The organism is Microbulbifer agarilyticus (assembly GCF_019800665.1).
GTDB classification, from domain to species: domain Bacteria; phylum Pseudomonadota; class Gammaproteobacteria; order Pseudomonadales; family Cellvibrionaceae; genus Microbulbifer; species Microbulbifer agarilyticus_C.
Genome location: NZ_JAHVKO010000004.1, coordinates 367,363 through 385,902, shown reverse-complemented (window position 1 = coordinate 385,902; position 18,540 = coordinate 367,363). Strand labels below are relative to the sequence as shown.

Genomic DNA, 18,540 nt, shown 5'->3' with positions numbered 1-18,540 from the left:
ACAGGGACGTCGCCGCCGCAGCGCCCATGGATGGGTTCACAGCGGTTTCAAAAAGCAGCACCCGGTGCCTCCCCGCCACCAAGCTCGCTTTTAAACTGAATACCACTAAACCCAGCAACCCACATACGAAAAAACCGCGCCAGTGGCGCGGTTCTTCCATCCGGTTGGGTCGGAGCGTGGTTACGCTTCCATCGCCACCCGGACTTTCTTCATGGCGTTCTTTTCAAGCTGGCGAATACGCTCAGCGGAAACACCGTATTTGTCGGCCAGCTCGTGCAAGGTCGCCTTGGACTCACTCAACCAGCGCGCCTCAATGATGTCGCGGCTGCGGTCGTCCAGCTGATCCATCGCAGCAGTCAGGTTGTTTACGCTGGTTTCCTGCCAGTTATCGTGCTCCAGCATAGTGGCCGGATCGTAACGACGGTCTTCCAGGTAGTGCGCCGGAGCTTGCCACGCGGAATCTTCGTCGTCATCCACGCCCGCATCAAACGCCGCATCGTGCGCCGCCAGGCGGCCTTCCATATCGTGTACATGCTGCACATCGACATTCAGCTCTTGCGCCACGCGCTTGGCTTCATCGTTGGTCAGCCACGCCAGCTTCTTCTTCTGGCCACGCAGGTTGAAGAACAGCTTGCGCTGCGCCTTGGTGGTCGCAATCTTAACGATGCGCCAGTTGCGCAGAATGAACTCGTGAATCTCCGCCTTGATCCAGTGCACCGCAAAGGACACCAGACGTACACCCTTTTCCGGGTTAAAACGCTTCACCGCCTTCATCAGGCCCACGTTACCTTCCTGAATCAGGTCGCCCTGGTTCAGGCCGTAGCCGGAGTAGGATTTGGCGATGTGCACAACAAAGCGCAGGTGAGACATAACCAACTGTCGGGCTGCCTCGAGATTTTCGTGGTAGTAGAGGTCTTCCGCGAGTTTCTTTTCTTCCTCAGCGGAGAGCACCTCAAAGCCGCTCACTGTCTGGATGTAGGCGTTTAGATTGGCGCCCGGTGACAGTGTGTGGATCGGCTGTAAACTGGTTCCCATTCAGGATTCTCCTCGTATCGTATTGCCCCGCTTGGCACTTGCTGCCCGGGCTATTTCTTACCGGGACCAGTAGTTTGCGGCGGCTGCTCCGTTCGGCCCTGGACTGTTCAGTCTTTAAGCGGCACCGAGAGAGCAAAGTCGGCCACAGTGTAGCACTCGCAACGGGAAATGGAACCCCGTATGGAGATGGCCGGCATCGCGCGCCAGCCCTTGAAATACGGGAGATTAGAGCAGTTATCCACAGCAGAAGTTCCGGGGCGCGCCCGCGCTTTACCATTCTTTGCAGACTGCGCGGTCAAGCGACACAAGCGGCCGATGAAATGAGGTAAATGGCGTCCGGATCGGGGGCTAGCGGGGCTGGATCACGGAAATATGTCGCGCCACCGCCAACCAGGCCCCGGTAAGCCCGAGCAGCGCGGCGCCGCCGGCCAGCCCAATCAGATAGGTAAACCCGGGGCCATCAAGACGGAAGCCACTGCCGTAGAGGTTTGCCAGCCCGCTAATCGGCCCCGCCAGCAGCCATACCCCACCACTCACCAGCAGCCAGGCAATCAAACCGCCGACCAGGCCATACACCAGACCCGTGTACAGGAAGGGGCGGCGCACAAACGCATCCGTGGCGCCCACCAGCTTCACCACCAGGATTTCATCCCGGCGGTTTTCGATATGCAGGCGGATACTGTTCACCACCACCAGCAACACCCCCAGCGCCAGCAACAATGCCAGCCCCATGCTCATGCGCTGCCCCAGCTCGGTGAGCTGCGCCAGGCGCTGCACCCAGGCCATATCCAGCACCACGGAATCTGTCATCGCGCTGTCGCGCAAGCGGGTGGCCAGCGTCTCCAGTGAGGTCGTATCAGAGCCGCGCGGGCGCACCAGCAGTACTGCTGGCAAGGGGTTGCTGTCCATACCGAGCAGCGCATCCCCGAGGCCGGAGGACTGCTGGAATTCTGCCAGCGCCTGCTCCGGCGAGATATACGTCACCCCCGCTACCAGTGGGTCCCCACGCAAGTCATCGGCGAACGACTGCACCGCATTCTCGCGGGCGCGCTTGTGCAGGAATACGGAAATCTGTGGCTGCCCATCCCAGCCGGCCACCGCCTTCTGAAAGTTAGTAAGCCCCAACTGCAGTGCTGCGGGCAGGGCCAGAGCAATGGCAATCACCAGTGCGGTCATGCCACTGGACATGGGTGAGGCAAAGAAACGCGCCCACGACTCGCGCCACATTTCCCGGTGGTGGTTGGTCCAGCTGCTGAAGCGGTCGCCCACACCGGTGCGCGCGGTCACTGCACCGGCGGCACGGCTGCGTTCGGGTGGGTTGGCGGCGGGCTTAGTACGCTGGTTCACGGCTCGGGTATCCATCATAGATCAACTGGCCTTGCTGCAGCGTCAGCACCCGCTGGCGCATGCGCGCAATCAATTCGAGGTCGTGGCTGGCGATCAGCACGGTGGTGCCCACCGCATTGAACTGCCGGAACAGCCCCATGATTTCCTCGGACAGTTTCGGGTCCAGGTTACCGGTGGGCTCATCCGCCACCAGCAGGGCGGGCTTGTTCACTACCGCGCGGGCAATACCCACGCGCTGCTGTTCACCGCCAGAGAGCACAATGGGATTCTGCTTCTCTTTGTGCAGTAGGCCGACCTTGTCCAGCGCGGCGCGCGCGCGGCGGCCCACTTCGCGGCGGCTGCAACCGGAGACCGACAGCGGCAGGGCGACGTTGTCGAACACGCTGCGATCGAACAGTAACTGGTGGTTCTGGAACACGATGCCGAGGTTGCGGCGATAGTAGGGAATCTGGCTATTGCGCAGGCGATTGAGGTTCTGGCCGCCGACGATGATGTTGCCGCGGGTGGGGCGCTCGATGGCGGTGAGGAGTTTGAGCAGGGTGCTTTTGCCGGCGCCGGAGTGGCCGGTCAGGAACACCATCTCGGCGCGATCAATTTCCAGACTGACGCGCCCCAGCGCATCCTGGCCGGACTCGTAGCGTTTGTTGACGTTATCAAACTGGATCATGAGCGCGTTTTTGTTTTTCTTAATTTCGGCGGCGACACGCCCTTATAGAACATACCGCACTCTGCGCGAAGGTACTGATACCGGGAACAACTTTTTAAGACAATCAGCCCTGGGTGCGATTAAACAACGCCGCCACAAAGTCTTTCGCCACAAACGGCTGCAGGTCTTCTGCCTGCTCCCCCACGCCGATAAAGCGTACCGGAATCCCCAGCTTCTGTGCCAGCGCGAAAATCACCCCGCCCTTGGCGGTGCCATCGAGCTTGGTCAGTACCAGGCCGCTGACCCCCGCGGAATCCTTGAAGGTCTCGGCCTGCGACAGCGCGTTCTGGCCGGTGCCGGCATCCAGTACCAGCAGCACCTCGTGCGGCGCGGCGCCGTCGAGTTTGCCCATCACACGGCGCACCTTGGACAGCTCTTCCATCAGGTTGGACTTGTTGTGCAGGCGCCCGGCGGTATCCGCAATCACCACGTCCACGTTGCGGGATTGGGCAGACTGTATCGCATCAAAGATCACTGAGGCACTATCCGCGCCAGTATGCTGGGCCACGACCGGCACATTGTGACGCTGTCCCCAAACTTGCAGCTGTTCCACCGCGGCAGCGCGGAAGGTATCGCCGGCAGCGAGCATCACCGACTTGCCTTCGTTCAGGTAGCGGTGGGCCAGCTTGCCAATGGTGGTGGTCTTGCCGACGCCATTCACGCCAACCACCAGAATGACAAACGGCTTTTTACTCTCGTCGATCGCCAGCGGCGCTTCGACCTTGTCCAGCAGCCCGGCCAGCTCTTCCTGCAGCGCCTTGTACAGCGCTTCGCCATTAGATAGTTCGCGGCGGGAAACGCGCTCGGTGAGGCGGTCGATAATCTCGGTAGTGGCATCTACGCCCACGTCCGCCATGAGCAGCTGGGTTTCCAGCTCCTCCATCAGGTCTTCGTCGATTTCCTTGGCACCCAGGAACAGGTTGCCCATCCCTTCGGCAAACTGGCTGCTGGTGCGCGACAGGCCGCGGCGGATACGGGCAAAGAAGCCCTCTTTCTTGGGCTTTTCCTGCACTGGCTCCGGTACCGGTGCTGGCTCGTCCTGCGCCACCTCCATCGCCGGATCGAATCCGGATTCCGGGGCTTCTTCGGTGGAAAGGTGCTCGTCTGCCGCGGCTGGTGCCGGCGCAGAGGCAGGCTCTGGCGTGTCCTGCGCCACCTCGGCGGCCGGATCGAAACCCGCTTCCGGGGCTTCTTCCGTCGATAGTTGCTCTTCTTCGGACGAGGGAGCCGGCGCCTGCAGATTCTCTGGGATTACGAATTCAGCCTCACCGGCCGCTTCTTCGGCCACCTCCTCGGAAAGAGGATGCTGGGACTCCGCGGGGGCTGCCGTATCCTCGGCGGCCTGGTCCTCGGACTTCTTTTTGCGCAGAAAATCAAAAATCATCGGGTGCGAATTCTTCGAAGGAGATAGATGAGGGTCACTGCCACTGGCAGCCGGTCTCGGAAAGGCGCTAATCTTAGCACCGCTGACTGTTTAGCACACAGTGCGGCCCTGTCTAATTTACTGCTGTAACAACTTCCCCGGACAACCGATGCCCAGAAACCGCCGCCCCCGGCCGAGTAAACCGTCTTCCGTCACACAAGCCCCGAGCCAGCTGCGTATCATCGGTGGCCGCTGGCGTGGGCGAAAAGTTGCTTTTGCGCCGATCGAGGGACTGCGCCCAACCGGGGACCGCCTGCGCGAGACCCTGTTCAACTGGCTGCAATTCCACCTGCCCGATGCGCGCTGTCTGGACCTGTTTGCCGGTTCCGGCGCACTGGGCCTCGAAGCCCTGAGCCGCGGCGCCGCGCATGTGGACTTTGTGGAATTGGACGGCGGCGCCGCGCGCACCTTGCGCGAGCAGCTGAAGCTTCTGCAAGCCGATGAGGGCGAGGTGCACAACTGCGCCGCGGAGGTGTTCACCAGCCAGGGCGGCCCGGCCTACGACGTGGTGTTTGTCGACCCACCCTTCGCCAGGGACCTGTGGGCAGTCACCCTAAATGCACTCGCGCAGAGCCAACGACTCGGCGATGGCACGCTGGTGTACGTGGAGTCGCCGCGAGACACGGTGATTGCGACGCCGGACGGCTGGCAGCTGGAGAAAGAAAAGTACGCCGGACAGGTCTGTATGCGCCTGTATAGGGTGTGAAGCCCGCGCGTAAATTCGAGGCGTGAATTTCCACTATTCATGGAGTTGCTGGCGATTTTGCCGCGACATTTTGAGAGCCGCGTCTAAATTGTTTAAGATGCGCGTCCCTTCTGGCCGGCAAGGCGAATTGGCTTATGAAAAAAGTGGTTTACCCGGGTACTTTTGACCCCATCACCAATGGTCACATGGACCTCGTTGAGCGGGCCTGCCGCCTGTTCGATCATGTGGTGGTCGCTGTTGCCGCCAGCACGCGCAAAAACCCGCTGTTCACCATGGAAGAGCGCGTGGAGCTGGCCCAACAGGAGCTGGCCCATCTGGACAACATCGAAGTGATTGGCTTCGATATCCTGCTCGCCGACCTGGTACGCCAGCTGGACGCCCACGGTGTGGTGCGGGGCCTGCGCGCGGTCTCCGACTTTGAATACGAGTTTCAGCTGGCCAATATGAACCGCCAGCTGGCGCCGCAAATGGAGAGCCTGTTCCTGACACCGGCGGAACACCTGTCTTACATCTCCTCTTCCCTGGTGCGTGAGATCGCCTCTCTCGGTGGTGATGTCACCAAGTTTGTACCGCCCGGCGTACAGAAGGCACTGCAAGAGAAATACAACCGCTAAGCGGTCTCTGCCGACGCAACCTGTCCTGCCAGTCTGATACACTCGGGCGATCCACATTCTTTCGGGTCGCCCAGTGAATCGTTTTTTCTCACGTTCCAACGTCCTTTCCACGCCCCGGCTGCTGGCTACCAGCGCCGCGCTGTCTTTGCATCTCCTTGCACTACCGGCGAGCGCCCAACAGGCAACGCAATCGCAAGCACAGCCGCAAGTACAACCAGAAGCACAGCCAGAAATCGCCACCGGGCGCACCGAGATCAAGTCCGCCATCGCCAGCGAGTTTATGGCGGTCACCGCCAACCCCCACGCCTCCGCGGCGGCGGAACAGATCCTGGGCAAGGGCGGCACCGCAGTAGATGCGGCCATTACCGCGCAGCTGGTGCTAGGGCTGGTGGAGCCCCAGTCCTCCGGTATTGGCGGTGGCGCCTTTATGCTGAGTTACCGCGCCGACGACAATAAACTCAACGGCTACGACGGCCGCGAAACCGCGCCGCAGGCAGTGGATGAAAACTATTTCATGCACGACGGCAAACCCATGAGCTTTATCAAGGCAGTGATTGGTGGCTATTCCGTAGGCGTGCCCGGTGTCATGCGCATGATGGAGCTGGCCCACAAGCGCGACGGCAAGCTGCCCTGGGCTGAGCTGTTCCAACCGGCGATTGCACTGGCGGAAAATGGCTTCGCGATTTCCCCACGCCTGTACAAGCTGGCGGACCGACTGCCGATGGTGGCCGCGCGCCCGGCCATCACTGCCTACCTGTTTGGTGACGACGGCAAACCACTGCCCGTCGGGCATATCCTGAAAAACCCGGAGTATGCAGCGACCCTGAAACTGCTCGCCCAAAAAGGCGCCAAGCCGTTTTATGAGGGCGAAATTGCCCAGGCCATCGTGGACGCTGTGCGCAACGACCCGGAAAACCCCGGCGTGATGACCATGGCAGACATGGCCAGCTACTCCGCCAAGATCCGCAAACCGGTATGCGCGGATTATTTCGAATTCGAAGTGTGCGGTGCCTCGGCCCCATCGTCCGGTGGCACCACCGTGGGCGCCATCCTCGGCATGCTGCAACACACACCGGTGCAGCAGTTTGATGTCGGCAGCGCCGAGCTTACCCACCTGTTTATCGAAGCGTCGGAGCTGGCCTTTGCGGACCGCAATACCTACGCCGCCGACAGCGACTTTGTCGAAGTACCCACCGCAGCACTGGTCGCACCCGAATATCTGGCCGCGCGCGCGAAACTGATCGACGTGGAAAAAGCACAGCCGGCAAAAGCGGGCGATCCCAAAGCCTTTACGGGCAAACGCGTAGAAGCCAAATCTCCCGAACTGCCCAACACCAGCCACCTCTCGATCGTCGACCAATACGGCAACGCGGTGAGCATGACCACCAGTATCGAGACCGGGTTTGGCTCGCGACTGCTGGTGAAAGGATTTTTGCTGAATAACCAGCTCACCGATTTCTCCTTCGTGCCACACAACGCCAACAAGGAACTGGTTGCCAACCGTATCCAGGCCGGCAAGCGCCCGCGCTCGTCCATGTCGCCGACCATGGTGTTTAACGAAGACGATAGTCTGCGCCTGATTATTGGCTCACCCGGCGGCTCGCGGATTATCGATTACACCGCGCGCTCCATCCTTTACCACCTGACAAAAGGCATGCCCATTGCCGAGGCGATCGCCGCCGGTAACATCGGTGCTATCGGTTATCGGGTGGAAGTGGAGCCGGATACACTCAGCGATGACGAACTGAAAAAGCTCGAGGCAAAAGGTCACAAGGTGGTACGCCGGGACTTGAATAGCGGCATCCACGGTATTGCCGTCAAGCAAGGCAAGCTACATGGCGGCGCCGACACCCGCCGCGAAGGCAGCGCGGTCGGACGCTGACCGCCAGCCACCGCACAGGCCGAACACTCCACAGGCCGAACACTCCACAAGCCGAACACTTCACAAGGAAGTAACGATGACAAATCCGTGGTTCTTTTTGGTGATTGCGGGCCTGCTGGAAGTGGGTTGGGCCATCGGCCTCAAATACACCCAGGGCTTCAGCAAGCCCATACCCAGTGTGCTCACCGTGATTGCGATGATCGCGAGCTTTTATTTTCTGTCGCAGGCATTGAAGACCATTCCGGTGGGCACCGGCTACGCCGTGTGGACCGGCATCGGCGCGGTGGGTACCGCCATCCTTGGCATCATTCTGTTTGCCGAATCCACCGCCCTGCCGCGCCTGCTGTGTATCGGCCTGATCGTCGCGGGCATCGCCGGACTCAAACTGTTTTCACCCGGCTGAGTTATTTGCCCGGGATCCACAGGTAATCGGTGGGGTCATCCGGGCAGGGGCCCAGGCCACACTCCAGCAGGGTGGCGACGAACATAACCAGCAGGATCACCAGAAAACTGTACACCCCAAGGTTACCCAACCAGCCGGGGCTGCGCGGAATATCCGCCGCGTCCTTCTGCTTCATCCCATCCAGCATTAACAAAACGCCGAGATACAGGGCCAGCAAAAAGAACGCGATCAGCGCCCAGGTATAAAAATGCAGCCCCAAAAACGGCATGCCGTAACCCGGGTCGCCGGGAGCGATATGCAACAAAACCTGCCGCGCGGAAGACACCATGCCGGCGAGGGCAGACAGTATCGTAATGCCGTAATGTGCCGGGCGGCTGCCAAAGCACACATTCAGCATCAAGCCGATCCCAACCATCGTAAACGCCACCCGCTGTAGCAGACACAGGGGGCAGGGCAGATCGTGGTAGACGATTTGCCAGAGAAAGGCGAACCAGAGAACGCCACTCACCCCCACCAGAGCGAGGGCATTGAGGCAGTCGGTCCAGCGGCGCAGGCCGAAAAGATGGTGAATCACAGCGCAACTCTCCTAAACGAGCCTAACAGGGCCTAAGCAGGTTTCGCCCCAAAGGGGCAAAACAAGACTCAAAGGGAAATCTTCAGGGGGGTGGTCATATGGTAGAAACACCAGGCGACATAGATGGCGGCGGTAATCGCCCACCAGCCCATCGCGCTAGCCCGGTGCCCGCGCCAGGTGAACCAGGCGGAGATCAGCGCCGTGAGAAAAGGCAACACAATGATCATGGATTCAAACCCGATTGGAACATCGGACTCAAATTTAGGGTGAGCGCAAACGAATTCCCAATCAGCGCTGACAACGGGGGCAGAAGAAGGTGTTGCGCTGGCCGATAACCTGCTCGCGAATGGTGCCGGGGCAGCGGCGACAGGGCTCGCCGGTGCGACCGTAAACATTGAGCTTCTGGGCGAAATAGCCCGGCTTGCCGTCACCGCCGACAAAGTCTCTGAGCGTCGTCCCACCCTGCTGGATGGCAAAGGCCAGCACCTCCTTGATCGCTTCCACCAATCGTTCGTAACGGGCACGGGAAATCTTGCCGGCAGGCGTTTGTGGGCGGATTCCAGCCATAAACAAGGCTTCGGAGGCGTAGATGTTGCCCACGCCGACGACGATGCGACCATCCATGATGAATGTCTTTACCGGGGCCTTACGGCCGCGGGAGGCATTGAACAGATAGTCCGCGTGGAAATCGTCGCCGAGGGGCTCGGGCCCGAGGTGGGTAATCAGCTCGTGATCGGCGATGTCGTCGGTAGTCCACAGCAGCGCGCCGAAACGGCGCGGGTCGTGGAAGCGCAGTCGCTGGCCACTGTCGAGCAGCCAGTCGATATGATCGTGCTTTTGCGGCGGCTCACTGCCTTCAACAATACGCAGGCTACCGGACATACCCAGGTGCCAGATGGCCAGCCCCTTGTCAGTCTCCACCAGCAGGTACTTTGCACGGCGATCCAGTCGCTGGATACGCGCGCCGCAGATCTTCTCGGCAAAGTCAGCATCCACCGGCCAGCGCAGGCTGTGTTGGCGAATTTCGCACTGCTTTACCTTACGCCCCTCCAGATGGGGCGCCAATCCGCGCTTGGTGGTTTCTACTTCTGGGAGTTCTGGCATTGGTAGCGAAGCCTTCGCATCAGAGTTTATTTGTTTCTTGCGGGCACAAAAAAGCCCGGAGAACCGGGCTTTTTCACGAACAGTCAGGCAATCAATTACTTGATTTTGCCTTCCTTGTACATCACATGCTTACGAGCAACGGGATCGTACTTTTTGATCTCCATTTTCTCAGGCATGGTGCGCTTGTTCTTGTCAGTGGTGTAGAAGTGGCCGGTGCCGGCGCTGGAATTCAGGCGAATCTTGTCACGCATTGTTCTATCTCCAATCTGCTATTAAGCAGCTATTAAACTTTCTCGCCGCGCTTGCGCAGCTCTGCCAGTACAGTATCGATACCTTTTTTATCGATAATGCGCATACCTTTAGTAGAAACACGCAGTTTCACGAAGCGCTTCTCTGCTTCCACCCAGAAACGGTGGGACTGCAGGTTCGGCACGAAGCGACGCTTGGTGCGGTTTTTGGCGTGAGAAACGTTGTTTCCGGTTACCGGGCGCTTACCGGTTACCTGACATACCTTGGACATCTGATTGGCCTCTTAAAAACTCTCGTGCCCTCAGCTCAAGGCGGGGCAAATGCAAAATTCGGTATCCAGCGCGACCGCGGGATCTGTACAGAATCTGGCCCGGCCGCAAAGAGCGGCGTTTTATACCAGAACCCCCTAGGTGGGGCAAGTTTTAACCAGCTTTTTTGCTGTCCGGGCGGCCACTTTGGGTCAATGGCACCAATCCCACCTTCTCACGTCTGTAAGTGAGTATATCGGTCTGGCGAGAAGGTCGGGTGCTGGGTGCGGCTTTTCAGGATCGTCGGCAACATGGATGTTGCCGACGAAGCGTACAGGGATGTATTCACAGCGGTCCTGAAAAGCCGCACCCAGCACCCGACCGCCACGGATATTCGATACGAAGCCCAGTAGGCCTCAGAGCAATCCGCGTTCCGCAAAAGAACACCCGGCTCCCTCACCAACAATCAGATGGTCCAAAACCCGGACATCCACCAATGCCAAGGCATCTTTAAGCCGCCCGGTAATATGGATATCTGCCTGACTAGGCTCACTGACGCCAGATGGGTGGTTGTGGGCAAGGATTACCGCAGCAGCGCCCCTGGCAAGCGCTGCCTGCACCACCTCACGGGGATAAACACTGGCCGCGTTCAGCGTGCCCTCAAACAGCTCATCAAAGGCGATCACTCGGTGCTGGCTATCCAGAAACAGGCAGCAGAACACTTCGCGGGTGCGATGGCGCAATTGTGCGGCCAGATAGTCACGCACCGCCTGCGGACTGGTGAGCGCATCCGTACGCCGCAGGTCCTCCGCCAGATGGCGCCGGCCCATCTCCAGTACCGCCTGCAACTGCACATACTTGGCATCGCCCAGGCCCTTGCCCGCACAGAAAGCCTTGCGCTCCGCCTCCAGCAACGGCCGTAGCCCGCCAAAGTCGCTCAGCAGCTGCCGCGCCAGATCCACCGCCGACACACCCGGCAAGCCGGTGCGCAGAAAGATCGCCAGCAGCTCCGCATCAGACAGCGCCGCCGCACCCTTGGCCAGCAACTTTTCCCGCGGCCGCTCCTCCGCCGGCCAGTCGGTAATCGCCATTTCCCCTCCCTGGGTAATCGCCCAAAACAAAAAGTAAATGCTCGCTTCCCCTGCAAGCCCGCAATAGCAAACTCGTGACCATATGGTCCGCGGCGCTAAAATGGTAATCTTACGTGTTCCCAGCGTTTCGGAAACCCAGAATATGCCCTCACTGGCCGACAAACGGATACTGCTTGGTGTCTCCGGCGGTATCGCCGCCTACAAAAGCGCCGACCTGGTACGCAGGCTCCAGGATCGCGGTGCCACCGTGCGCGTGGTCATGACTGCCGGCGCCCAGGAGTTTGTGCGCCCGCTGACGTTCCAGGCGCTGTCCAGCAATCCGGTGCACACGCACCTGTTGGACCCGGCCGCCGAAGCAGCCATGGGGCATATTGAGCTGGCCAAGTGGGCCGACGTCATCTTGGTTGCACCGGCCAGCGCCAGCGTTATGGCACGGCTCGCCGCCGGCATGGCCGACGACCTGCTGACCACCCTGTGTCTGGCAACCGAAGCACCCCTGGTACTGGCACCGGCCATGAACCAGGCCATGTGGCGCCACCCCGCCACCCTGGCCAACGCCGAAACCCTGCAAAGCCGCGGTGTCACCCTGTTGGGCCCGGATGCCGGCAGCCAGGCCTGTGGCGATGTGGGCCCGGGACGCATGCTGGAGCCACTGGATATTGTCGACGGGCTAGTAGATTTCCTCGTGCCCGAGCAAGTGCTCGCCGGCAAGAAAGTCACCATTACCGCCGGCCCCACGCGTGAAGCGCTGGACCCGGTGCGTTACCTGAGCAACCACAGCTCCGGAAAAATGGGCTTCGCCATCGCCGCCGCAGCAGCGCGCGCCGGTGCCGAAGTTACCCTGATCGCCGGCCCGGTGCGGTTGGACACACCCGCGGGCGTCACCCGCGTGGATGTTGTGAGCACCGACGATATGCTCGCCGCTGCCGAGCAGGCGGCGGATGACAGCGACCTGTTTATTGCCGCCGCTGCGGTAGTGGATTTCCGCCCGGCGATTGTGGCGGAGCAAAAGATTAAGAAAGAAGACGGCAATGACAGCGACGTACTGAGCCTGGTGAAAAACCCGGATATCGTCGCCACCATCGCTGCACGCAAAAGCAAGCGCCCATTTGTGGTGGGCTTTGCCGCAGAAACCGAGAAGGTCATCGAGCATGCCAAGGGCAAGCTTGCGCGCAAGAACCTCGACATGATTGTGGCAAACGATGTGAGCGACCCTGCCGGCGGATTTAACAGCGACCGTAATCAGGTGGTGATTATCGATAACGCCGGCGAAACACTGCTGCCCGCTGCACTAAAAACCGAACTGGCAGCGGAACTGATCGGGCGGATTGCCAAGCGCGCTTTTCCGAGTACATAAAAAAGAATTACTCAAAATAATAACGACACAACAACGCGCGGCCACATCACGGGAGTGGCCGAACAAGATTCAGAATAACTGAACCGGTCCGGGGGCTGGTCTGGAAAGACTAGGAGACTGAAAATCGTGGCTGTAAAAGCACAAACAGAAAATAAGCCACTGTGGCACAGCGGGCTGACATTACCTGCGCTGCTGGCTGCCGCCGTTTGGCTCGGCGGTGCACATCTGCTGAACACCAACGTACTACAGGCGTACAACCAAGCCAGCGTGCGCGAGGCGTCGCAACAAACAGCCAATGGCTATGCCGAACAGCTGCAAGGGTTTTTCAGCCAGCGCCAGCAGCAATTGGCCAAGTTGAACCCGCAGCAAAAATCCTCTACGCGCATGGGCACCAATGTGGTCCCGCAGGGGGCGGTGCAATACTTCACCGCAGCAGAGCTGTATGCGGGTGTCGGCAATCCGCCACTCAATTTTGCGCAGGTGGACCTGCTAAAACGCAGCCAGCAGGGCGACCAACAAAAACCCGAATTCCTGCGCGGTAGCGATAATCAGTGGCAACTGTTTAGCGCACAACCAGAGCAAGACGGCGCGCTGCTGATTGCCCAGCCATTTGGTGTGTTTGAACGTGCACTGTCGGAACTGGACACCTCACCGGGCAACGTCCGTGTGGCGCAACAGTTCCCCGACGGACCCGCGAGCCCATTGTGGAATTCCCCCACCCAGGGGAGTGCCGGCGACTCGGTGTCAGCCCCGGTTGCCGGAAGCTACCTGAAAGTCTCATTTACCCCTTCAGCCACTTTTGCCGGCGCACACAGTATTTCACCAGTGTGGCTATTTGCCCTGGCCTTGATCGGCCTCGGGGCAACGCTGTTTGGCTTGTGGAAAATGTTGCCCGCCGATGGCGGTGCCGCACCTTGGGAGCAGGCCGGACGCAGCAAGAAAAAAGGCGCTGCACAAAAAGGCCTGCGCAAAGAGGATCTCGACGCGCCCAAGTCTGCAGCTGAAAGTGCCACCACTGCGGTGGCCTCGGCGCCGGCACCCAGCGCACCCAAGGTCGAGCAGGCCTCTGCCCACGACCTGATGCGCACACCGAGCACCGAAATCCCGGCCCACGTATTCCGCGCTTACGATATCCGCGGTATCGCGGGTGAAGAAATTAATGAGCCGTTTGCTTACCAGCTGGGTCGCGCGCTGGGCACCATTGCCCTGCAGGCCGGACAACAACTCTTGCTGGTGGGCCGCGACGGCCGCAACAGCAGCGAGCTGCTGAGAGACTGCCTGATCGAAGGCATTCTCGAAAGTGGCTGTAACGCGGTGGATCTGGGGCTGGTGCCTTCGCCCGTGCTGTATTTCGCTTGCTCCAAAGGCAAGAATGCCAACAGTGGCATAATGGTGACCGCGAGCCACAACCCCGCAGAGTACAACGGTTTCAAAATTGTAATGGACGGCCGCTCGCTAGCAGACGACAAGCTGCAGGATCTGCGCGCATTAATGCTATCCGGTCAGTTTGCCTCCGGTGAATCCAGCAACAGCCAGCAGGATATCCGCGATACCTACATCGATGAAATCTTCAATGATGTCGCGCTCGCCGGCCAGCCACACGTGGTGATCGATGCGGGCAACGGCGCCACCTCGGAACTGGCACCGGAATTGTTCGAGCAACTGGGCTGTGCGGTAGATACCCTCTATTGCGAAGTGGATGGCAACTTCCCCAACCACGCACCCGACCCATCGCGCCCAGAAAACCTGCAGGACCTGATTACCGCAGTAAAAGGCGAAGGAGCCGACCTCGGCATCGCACTCGATGGCGACGGCGACCGTGTGACCCTGGTGACCTCAAGCGGCCGTATCGTATGGGCGGATCAGCTGGTGATGCTGCTGGCACGGGATATTCTGGCGCGCAACCCGGGCTCGGATGTCGTGTTCGACGTGAAAAGCTCACGCGCACTGGCCGACCTCGTGACCCAGTATGGCGGCCGCCCGGTGATGTGGAAGACCGGCCACGCACCGATGAAGGCCAAAATGCTGGAAACCGGCGCGCTGCTCGGTGGCGAGCTGTCCGGGCATATCTTTATCAAGGACCGCTGGTACGGTTTCGACGACGGCATTTACGCCGCCGCACGTATTCTCGAAATTATGGCCCTGCGCGAGCAGACCCTCGACGAGCTGCTCGACTCGCTACCAAAAATGGTAAATACCCCAGAAATTTTGTTGCCGGTGGCAGAGGCCGATAAGTTCGCGCTGATCGAACGCCTGCGCAACGAGGGTACCTTTGGTCAGGCGGATCTCAACACCATCGACGGCCTGCGTATCGAGTTTGCCGATGGCTGGGGCCTGGTGCGCGCCTCCAACACTACCGCTGCACTGACCCTGCGCTTCGAAGCCGACGATGAGGCCGCCCTCGCACGTATCCGCGAGCTGGTTGGCCAACAACTTCAAAAGATTGATCCCGCCCTGGTACTGCCTTAAGTACCAGCGGGTTGCCCCACAGCAGTAAGGAAAACGCTATGTCACTGGATCAGAAATCTGCCCTGCGCGTCGCCCAGGTACTCAATGAGGCGCTGCCCTATATTCAGCGCTTTATTGGCAAGACCGTAGTGGTCAAGTTTGGCGGCAACGCCATGGTGGATGAGGAGCTGCAGAACAGCTTCGCCCGCGATGTGATCCTGATGAAGCTGGTGGGCATGAACCCGGTGGTGGTACACGGTGGCGGGCCGCAGATCGGCGACCTGCTGAACAAGCTCAGTATCGAATCGCGCTTTGTCGACGGCATGCGCGTGACCGACAGCGAAACCATGGACGTGGTGGAAATGGTGCTCGGCGGCACCGTGAACAAACAGATCGTTAACCTGATCAATAAAAACGGCGGCCGCGCGGTGGGCGTCACCGGTAAGGATGGCCTGCTGATTCGCGCGAAAAAACTGTCGCGCGACAATGGCACCAAAGAAGATGCCGCCGGCCTGCACGCGTCGGAAATCATTGATATCGGCCATGTCGGCGAAGTGGAAAGTGTCGATACCGATGTGATCGACATGCTGATCAACAGCGACTTTATCCCGGTGATTGCGCCGATTGGTGTGGGCAGGGATGGCGAGTCCTACAACATCAACGCAGACCTGGTCGCAGGCAAAATTGCCGAATACCTGAAAGCAGAAAAACTGATGCTGCTCACCAACGTGGCCGGTCTGCAGGACAAGCAGGGCGAGGTGCTTACCGGCCTTTCCACCCTGGAAGTGGACGGGCTGATCGCCGATGGCACTATCTACGGCGGTATGCTGCCGAAAATCGCCTGTGCGCTGGACGCGGTGAAAGCCGGCGTAACCTCGGCACACATTATCGACGGGCGCGTACCCCACGCGGTACTGCTGGAAATTTTCACCGACACCGGCGTGGGCACCCTGATCACCAACGCCAATTTATGCGTTGAATAGACGGAAAAATGCACAAATTGCGACGTGACCCGGTTCACATAACGAGTGTTAACGGTCACTAACAATTGATGCCCCGGCGCCGAATCGTTACGATTCTGGCGCCGGCCTACTGGCTTTCAGCGAATAAAACTTTTATCAAAAAAGTCGCGGGCTTCTGACACCCCATCACGCTGCCAAGCCAGACAAACAACACAATACCGGCACAACAACAAAATCAGATCCCGGCTGAATATTCCGGGCAAAGGCAGTTCATGAGCAGCGAAAAAATCAATCGGCGCCAACAAATCCTGCAAGCGCTGGCGCATATGCTGGAAGCCAGCCCCGGCGCCCGCATTACCACTGCGGCGCTGGCCAAAGAGGTAGGATTCTCTGAGGCGGCGTTGTATCGCCACTTCCCCAGCAAATCCAAAATGTTCGAAGGCCTCATCGAGTTTATTGAAGAGACCATTTTCAGCCGCATCAAGATCATCATGCAGGACGAGCCCAATGCGCTCGCCCGCTGCCAGAAAATTCTGCACCTGCTGCTGGCCTTCTGTGAACGCAACCCGGGTATCACCCGCCTGCTGACCGGCGACGCCCTGACCGGGGAAACCGAGCGCCTGCACGGCCGTATCCTGCAGCTGTTCGATCGCCTGGAAACCCAGCTGAAGCAGATTTTGCGCGAGGCGGAATTGCGCGAGCAACTGCGCCCCGCCATCCCGCTGACCGCAGCGGCCAACCTGCTGCTGGCCAGCGCCGAGGGCCGTATCGTGCAGTACGTGCGCAGTGGCTTCAAACGCAAACCGACCGAGCACTGGACAGAGCAGTGGCCGGTACTAGTGGCAGGATTTTTCCGGGAAAGTGCGCTGACCGCGCAGGGATAAGAAAGCTACGGGAAGGCGGCCGGCTTATTTGCCGGCAATTTCCCGGTAGCGGCTTGTGGCTTGATCAAACTCGCTGTTGATGTCGACCGCTTCTTTGTTACGCATCGACAGGCGCTGGTTCACCACGTCGACTTCTTTACGCAGATTACCAATTCGCTCCATCTGCTCAGCAGAAACGGTGCCCCCATTGCGCTGGATACGCGCCGCGGCGGACTCTTCGTTTTTGATTTGGCGGTTCAGTGAGCTGATATTGGAGCGCAGGATCGCGACGTCCTGCTGCACGATGGCGAGTTTGCGTTTGCGCGCAGATTCAATATCCGCAACGCTGTTGTAGCGCTTGAGCAGTGCCAGGTCGGCGGCCATCTGCGCCTCGCGACGCTCCTTCTCCGCCAGTTCCGGCCCGGTCAGCTCGGGTTCTACCACCTCGAGAACACGCCCGGAAATGGTAAGGACCTCATAGCCACCCGCTACGTAACGGGGAGGCACGACATCGTCCAGCACCTTTACGCCGTTCTCGTTGGTATAGCGGTACAGCTTCTTGCCATCCCACCCCGAGCTTGCAGCTCCGACTTCCATTGTCAGAAGAGCACCGGCGAGCGCCAGTGCAGTTGCGATTTTCACGCCTGCCTCATTTTATCTTTGCAATCGTTCATTATTTGATCAGCGGCGCATTTCCTTCTGCGCCACTGTTAACCCTAATTGTTTTGCTACCGGCTTGTCTTTAGCCCCATAGGGTTAAATACGTAATCTTTGCCGCCTAACCCTCAGCGGAAACGCCGTATTTCTGGCGGTAATCGATGATCCGCTGTAACAGCTCTTCACCGGCGGCCTCAGACTTAAGATAGGTAATAATATCGTCCAGTTCTACTATGCCGATCACAGGAATGCTGTATTCCTGCTCGACTTGCTGGATCGCAGACTGGTCCGAATCATCGCTGGCCTTTTCCTGGCGGTTCAGGCCGATCACGACACCGGCGGGCGCCGCTCCGTGATCATCGATAATCTGCATCACTTCGCGCACCGCGGTGCCCGCCGTAATCACGTCGTCGATGATCAAAACCTTGCCTTTAAGCGGCGCACCCACTAAGGTGCCGCCCTCGCCGTGGGCCTTGGCCTCTTTGCGGTTGTAACAGAAGGGCTTATCGATACCTTTCTGTGCCAACGCCACTGCGGTTACCGCACCCAGCGGGATGCCCTTGTAGGCCGGCCCGAATATGACATCAAACTCCACTCCAGAGGCAATAATCGCCTCCGCGTAGGCGTTGCCCAGAGCGGCAAGCGCTGCACCGCTGTGGAAACGGCCGGCATTAAAAAAGTAGGGACTCTGGCGACCGGATTTCAACGTAAAATCTCCGAAACAGAGCACATCGTGCTCTAGGGCCAGTTGTATAAAGTCTCGCTGGTACTGCTGCATGGCAATTTGATAACTATTGGCTAAGGTGAAGGAAGGTCCCCAAGGAACGGGGTACGGCAATCATAGAATGTTCAGACAAATAACGACTGCAAT

Annotated in this window: 20 protein-coding genes; 8 read left to right on the top strand and 12 right to left on the bottom strand. The window is 59.5% G+C overall.

What is annotated here, in order from left to right; all coding sequences use genetic code 11:
• Positions 1-180 precede the first annotated feature (180 nt).
• The 4 genes from rpoH to ftsY all read right to left on the bottom strand — a co-directional run bounded on the left by rpoH (position 181) and on the right by ftsY (position 4,142).
• Positions 181-1,035, bottom strand: coding sequence for an RNA polymerase sigma factor RpoH (gene rpoH, locus KUV22_RS11080; RefSeq protein ID WP_010132063.1), 855 nt, complete (start codon positions 1,033-1,035; stop codon positions 181-183).
• Between the two features lie 348 nt (positions 1,036-1,383).
• Complete coding sequence (ftsX, locus tag KUV22_RS11075) at positions 1,384-2,382, bottom strand: permease-like cell division protein FtsX (RefSeq protein ID WP_222231098.1); 999 nt, start codon at positions 2,380-2,382, stop codon at positions 1,384-1,386.
• Complete coding sequence (gene ftsE, locus KUV22_RS11070; RefSeq protein ID WP_222231095.1) at positions 2,366-3,049, bottom strand: cell division ATP-binding protein FtsE; 684 nt, start codon at positions 3,047-3,049, stop codon at positions 2,366-2,368. Before ftsE ends, ftsX begins: the two co-directional genes overlap by 17 nt.
• A 103-nt stretch (positions 3,050-3,152) precedes the next feature.
• Positions 3,153-4,142, bottom strand: coding sequence for a signal recognition particle-docking protein FtsY (ftsY, locus tag KUV22_RS11065; protein WP_222231656.1), 990 nt, complete (start codon positions 4,140-4,142; stop codon positions 3,153-3,155).
• Positions 4,143-4,620: 478 nt separating this feature from the next.
• Here ftsY and rsmD point away from each other — a divergent pair, with 478 nt between their 5' ends.
• From rsmD to sugE, 4 genes are all read left to right on the top strand, one after another.
• The gene (gene rsmD / locus KUV22_RS11060) at positions 4,621-5,217 is read left to right on the top strand and encodes a 16S rRNA (guanine(966)-N(2))-methyltransferase RsmD (protein ID WP_222231092.1); all 597 of its coding nucleotides are present in this window, start codon (positions 4,621-4,623) and stop codon (positions 5,215-5,217) included.
• Between the two features lie 134 nt (positions 5,218-5,351).
• Positions 5,352-5,831, top strand: coding sequence for a pantetheine-phosphate adenylyltransferase (gene coaD / locus KUV22_RS11055; protein ID WP_077407728.1), 480 nt, complete (start codon positions 5,352-5,354; stop codon positions 5,829-5,831).
• Between the two features lie 73 nt (positions 5,832-5,904).
• Positions 5,905-7,713, top strand: coding sequence for a gamma-glutamyltransferase (gene ggt, locus KUV22_RS11050; RefSeq protein ID WP_222231089.1), 1,809 nt, complete (start codon positions 5,905-5,907; stop codon positions 7,711-7,713).
• A gap of 76 nt (positions 7,714-7,789) precedes the next feature.
• Positions 7,790-8,116 (top strand): quaternary ammonium compound efflux SMR transporter SugE, encoded by a 327-nt coding sequence (sugE, locus tag KUV22_RS11045; protein WP_222231087.1) that lies wholly within the window; start codon positions 7,790-7,792, stop codon positions 8,114-8,116.
• 1 nt (position 8,117) lies between these two features.
• Here the strand turns inward: sugE and KUV22_RS11040 are convergent, their stop codons facing one another.
• From KUV22_RS11040 to radC, 6 genes are all read right to left on the bottom strand, one after another.
• A complete protein-coding gene (locus KUV22_RS11040; RefSeq protein WP_315857542.1) occupies positions 8,118-8,690 on the bottom strand; it encodes a disulfide bond formation protein B in 573 nt (190 codons plus the stop codon).
• Positions 8,691-8,758: 68 nt separating this feature from the next.
• The gene (locus KUV22_RS11035; RefSeq protein ID WP_222231084.1) at positions 8,759-8,917 is read right to left on the bottom strand and encodes a DUF5993 family protein; all 159 of its coding nucleotides are present in this window, start codon (positions 8,915-8,917) and stop codon (positions 8,759-8,761) included.
• Between the two features lie 61 nt (positions 8,918-8,978).
• Positions 8,979-9,794 carry a bifunctional DNA-formamidopyrimidine glycosylase/DNA-(apurinic or apyrimidinic site) lyase gene (gene mutM, locus KUV22_RS11030; RefSeq protein WP_222231081.1) on the bottom strand — a complete coding sequence of 272 codons (816 nt, stop codon included), beginning with the start codon at positions 9,792-9,794 and terminating at the stop codon, positions 8,979-8,981.
• 95 nt (positions 9,795-9,889) lie between these two features.
• The gene (gene rpmG, locus KUV22_RS11025; protein ID WP_010132079.1) at positions 9,890-10,045 is read right to left on the bottom strand and encodes a 50S ribosomal protein L33; all 156 of its coding nucleotides are present in this window, start codon (positions 10,043-10,045) and stop codon (positions 9,890-9,892) included.
• A 32-nt stretch (positions 10,046-10,077) separates the two neighbouring features.
• Positions 10,078-10,314 carry a 50S ribosomal protein L28 gene (gene rpmB / locus KUV22_RS11020; protein WP_010132080.1) on the bottom strand — a complete coding sequence of 79 codons (237 nt, stop codon included), beginning with the start codon at positions 10,312-10,314 and terminating at the stop codon, positions 10,078-10,080.
• Between the two features lie 393 nt (positions 10,315-10,707).
• Positions 10,708-11,382, bottom strand: a complete 675-nt coding sequence (gene radC / locus KUV22_RS11015; protein WP_222231078.1) for a RadC family protein — start codon at positions 11,380-11,382, stop codon at positions 10,708-10,710.
• 142 nt (positions 11,383-11,524) lie between these two features.
• On the opposite strand from radC, the gene coaBC reads away from it, so the two are divergent.
• The 4 genes from coaBC (at position 11,525) to slmA (ending at position 17,033) form a co-directional block, all read left to right on the top strand.
• A complete protein-coding gene (gene coaBC, locus KUV22_RS11010) occupies positions 11,525-12,739 on the top strand; it encodes a bifunctional phosphopantothenoylcysteine decarboxylase/phosphopantothenate--cysteine ligase CoaBC (RefSeq protein ID WP_222231652.1) in 1,215 nt (404 codons plus the stop codon).
• 126 nt (positions 12,740-12,865) lie between these two features.
• Positions 12,866-15,208 (top strand): phosphomannomutase/phosphoglucomutase, encoded by a 2,343-nt coding sequence (locus tag KUV22_RS17400; RefSeq protein WP_315857541.1) that lies wholly within the window; start codon positions 12,866-12,868, stop codon positions 15,206-15,208.
• 38 nt (positions 15,209-15,246) lie between these two features.
• On the top strand, positions 15,247-16,170 hold the full coding sequence (gene argB, locus KUV22_RS11000) for an acetylglutamate kinase (RefSeq protein ID WP_222231074.1): 924 nt from the start codon (positions 15,247-15,249) through the stop codon (positions 16,168-16,170).
• Between the two features lie 251 nt (positions 16,171-16,421).
• Positions 16,422-17,033, top strand: coding sequence for a nucleoid occlusion factor SlmA (gene slmA / locus KUV22_RS10995; protein ID WP_010132085.1), 612 nt, complete (start codon positions 16,422-16,424; stop codon positions 17,031-17,033).
• Positions 17,034-17,057: 24 nt separating this feature from the next.
• Here the strand turns inward: slmA and KUV22_RS10990 are convergent, their stop codons facing one another.
• Both KUV22_RS10990 and pyrE read right to left on the bottom strand, forming a co-directional pair.
• Complete coding sequence (locus tag KUV22_RS10990) at positions 17,058-17,654, bottom strand: hypothetical protein (protein WP_222231073.1); 597 nt, start codon at positions 17,652-17,654, stop codon at positions 17,058-17,060.
• A gap of 136 nt (positions 17,655-17,790) precedes the next feature.
• Complete coding sequence (pyrE, locus tag KUV22_RS10985) at positions 17,791-18,447, bottom strand: orotate phosphoribosyltransferase (RefSeq protein WP_222231072.1); 657 nt, start codon at positions 18,445-18,447, stop codon at positions 17,791-17,793.
• Positions 18,448-18,540 lie beyond the last annotated feature (93 nt).

Coding starts and splice junctions, on each gene's coding strand:
- rpoH (WP_010132063.1), bottom strand. CDS start 1,035: ATGGGAACCAGTTTACAGCCGATCCACACACTGTCACCGGGCGCCAAT.
- ftsE (WP_222231095.1), bottom strand. CDS start 3,049: ATGATCCAGTTTGATAACGTCAACAAACGCTACGAGTCCGGCCAGGAT.
- ftsY (WP_222231656.1), bottom strand. CDS start 4,142: ATGGAGGTGGCGCAGGACGAGCCAGCACCGGTACCGGAGCCAGTGCAG.
- rsmD (WP_222231092.1), top strand. CDS start 4,621: ATGCCCAGAAACCGCCGCCCCCGGCCGAGTAAACCGTCTTCCGTCACA.
- coaD (WP_077407728.1), top strand. CDS start 5,352: ATGAAAAAAGTGGTTTACCCGGGTACTTTTGACCCCATCACCAATGGT.
- sugE (WP_222231087.1), top strand. CDS start 7,790: ATGACAAATCCGTGGTTCTTTTTGGTGATTGCGGGCCTGCTGGAAGTG.
- KUV22_RS11035 (WP_222231084.1), bottom strand. CDS start 8,917: ATGATCATTGTGTTGCCTTTTCTCACGGCGCTGATCTCCGCCTGGTTC.
- mutM (WP_222231081.1), bottom strand. CDS start 9,794: ATGCCAGAACTCCCAGAAGTAGAAACCACCAAGCGCGGATTGGCGCCC.
- rpmG (WP_010132079.1), bottom strand. CDS start 10,045: ATGCGTGACAAGATTCGCCTGAATTCCAGCGCCGGCACCGGCCACTTC.
- rpmB (WP_010132080.1), bottom strand. CDS start 10,314: ATGTCCAAGGTATGTCAGGTAACCGGTAAGCGCCCGGTAACCGGAAAC.
- radC (WP_222231078.1), bottom strand. CDS start 11,382: ATGGCGATTACCGACTGGCCGGCGGAGGAGCGGCCGCGGGAAAAGTTG.
- coaBC (WP_222231652.1), top strand. CDS start 11,525: ATGCCCTCACTGGCCGACAAACGGATACTGCTTGGTGTCTCCGGCGGT.
- argB (WP_222231074.1), top strand. CDS start 15,247: ATGTCACTGGATCAGAAATCTGCCCTGCGCGTCGCCCAGGTACTCAAT.
- slmA (WP_010132085.1), top strand. CDS start 16,422: ATGAGCAGCGAAAAAATCAATCGGCGCCAACAAATCCTGCAAGCGCTG.
- pyrE (WP_222231072.1), bottom strand. CDS start 18,447: ATGCAGCAGTACCAGCGAGACTTTATACAACTGGCCCTAGAGCACGAT.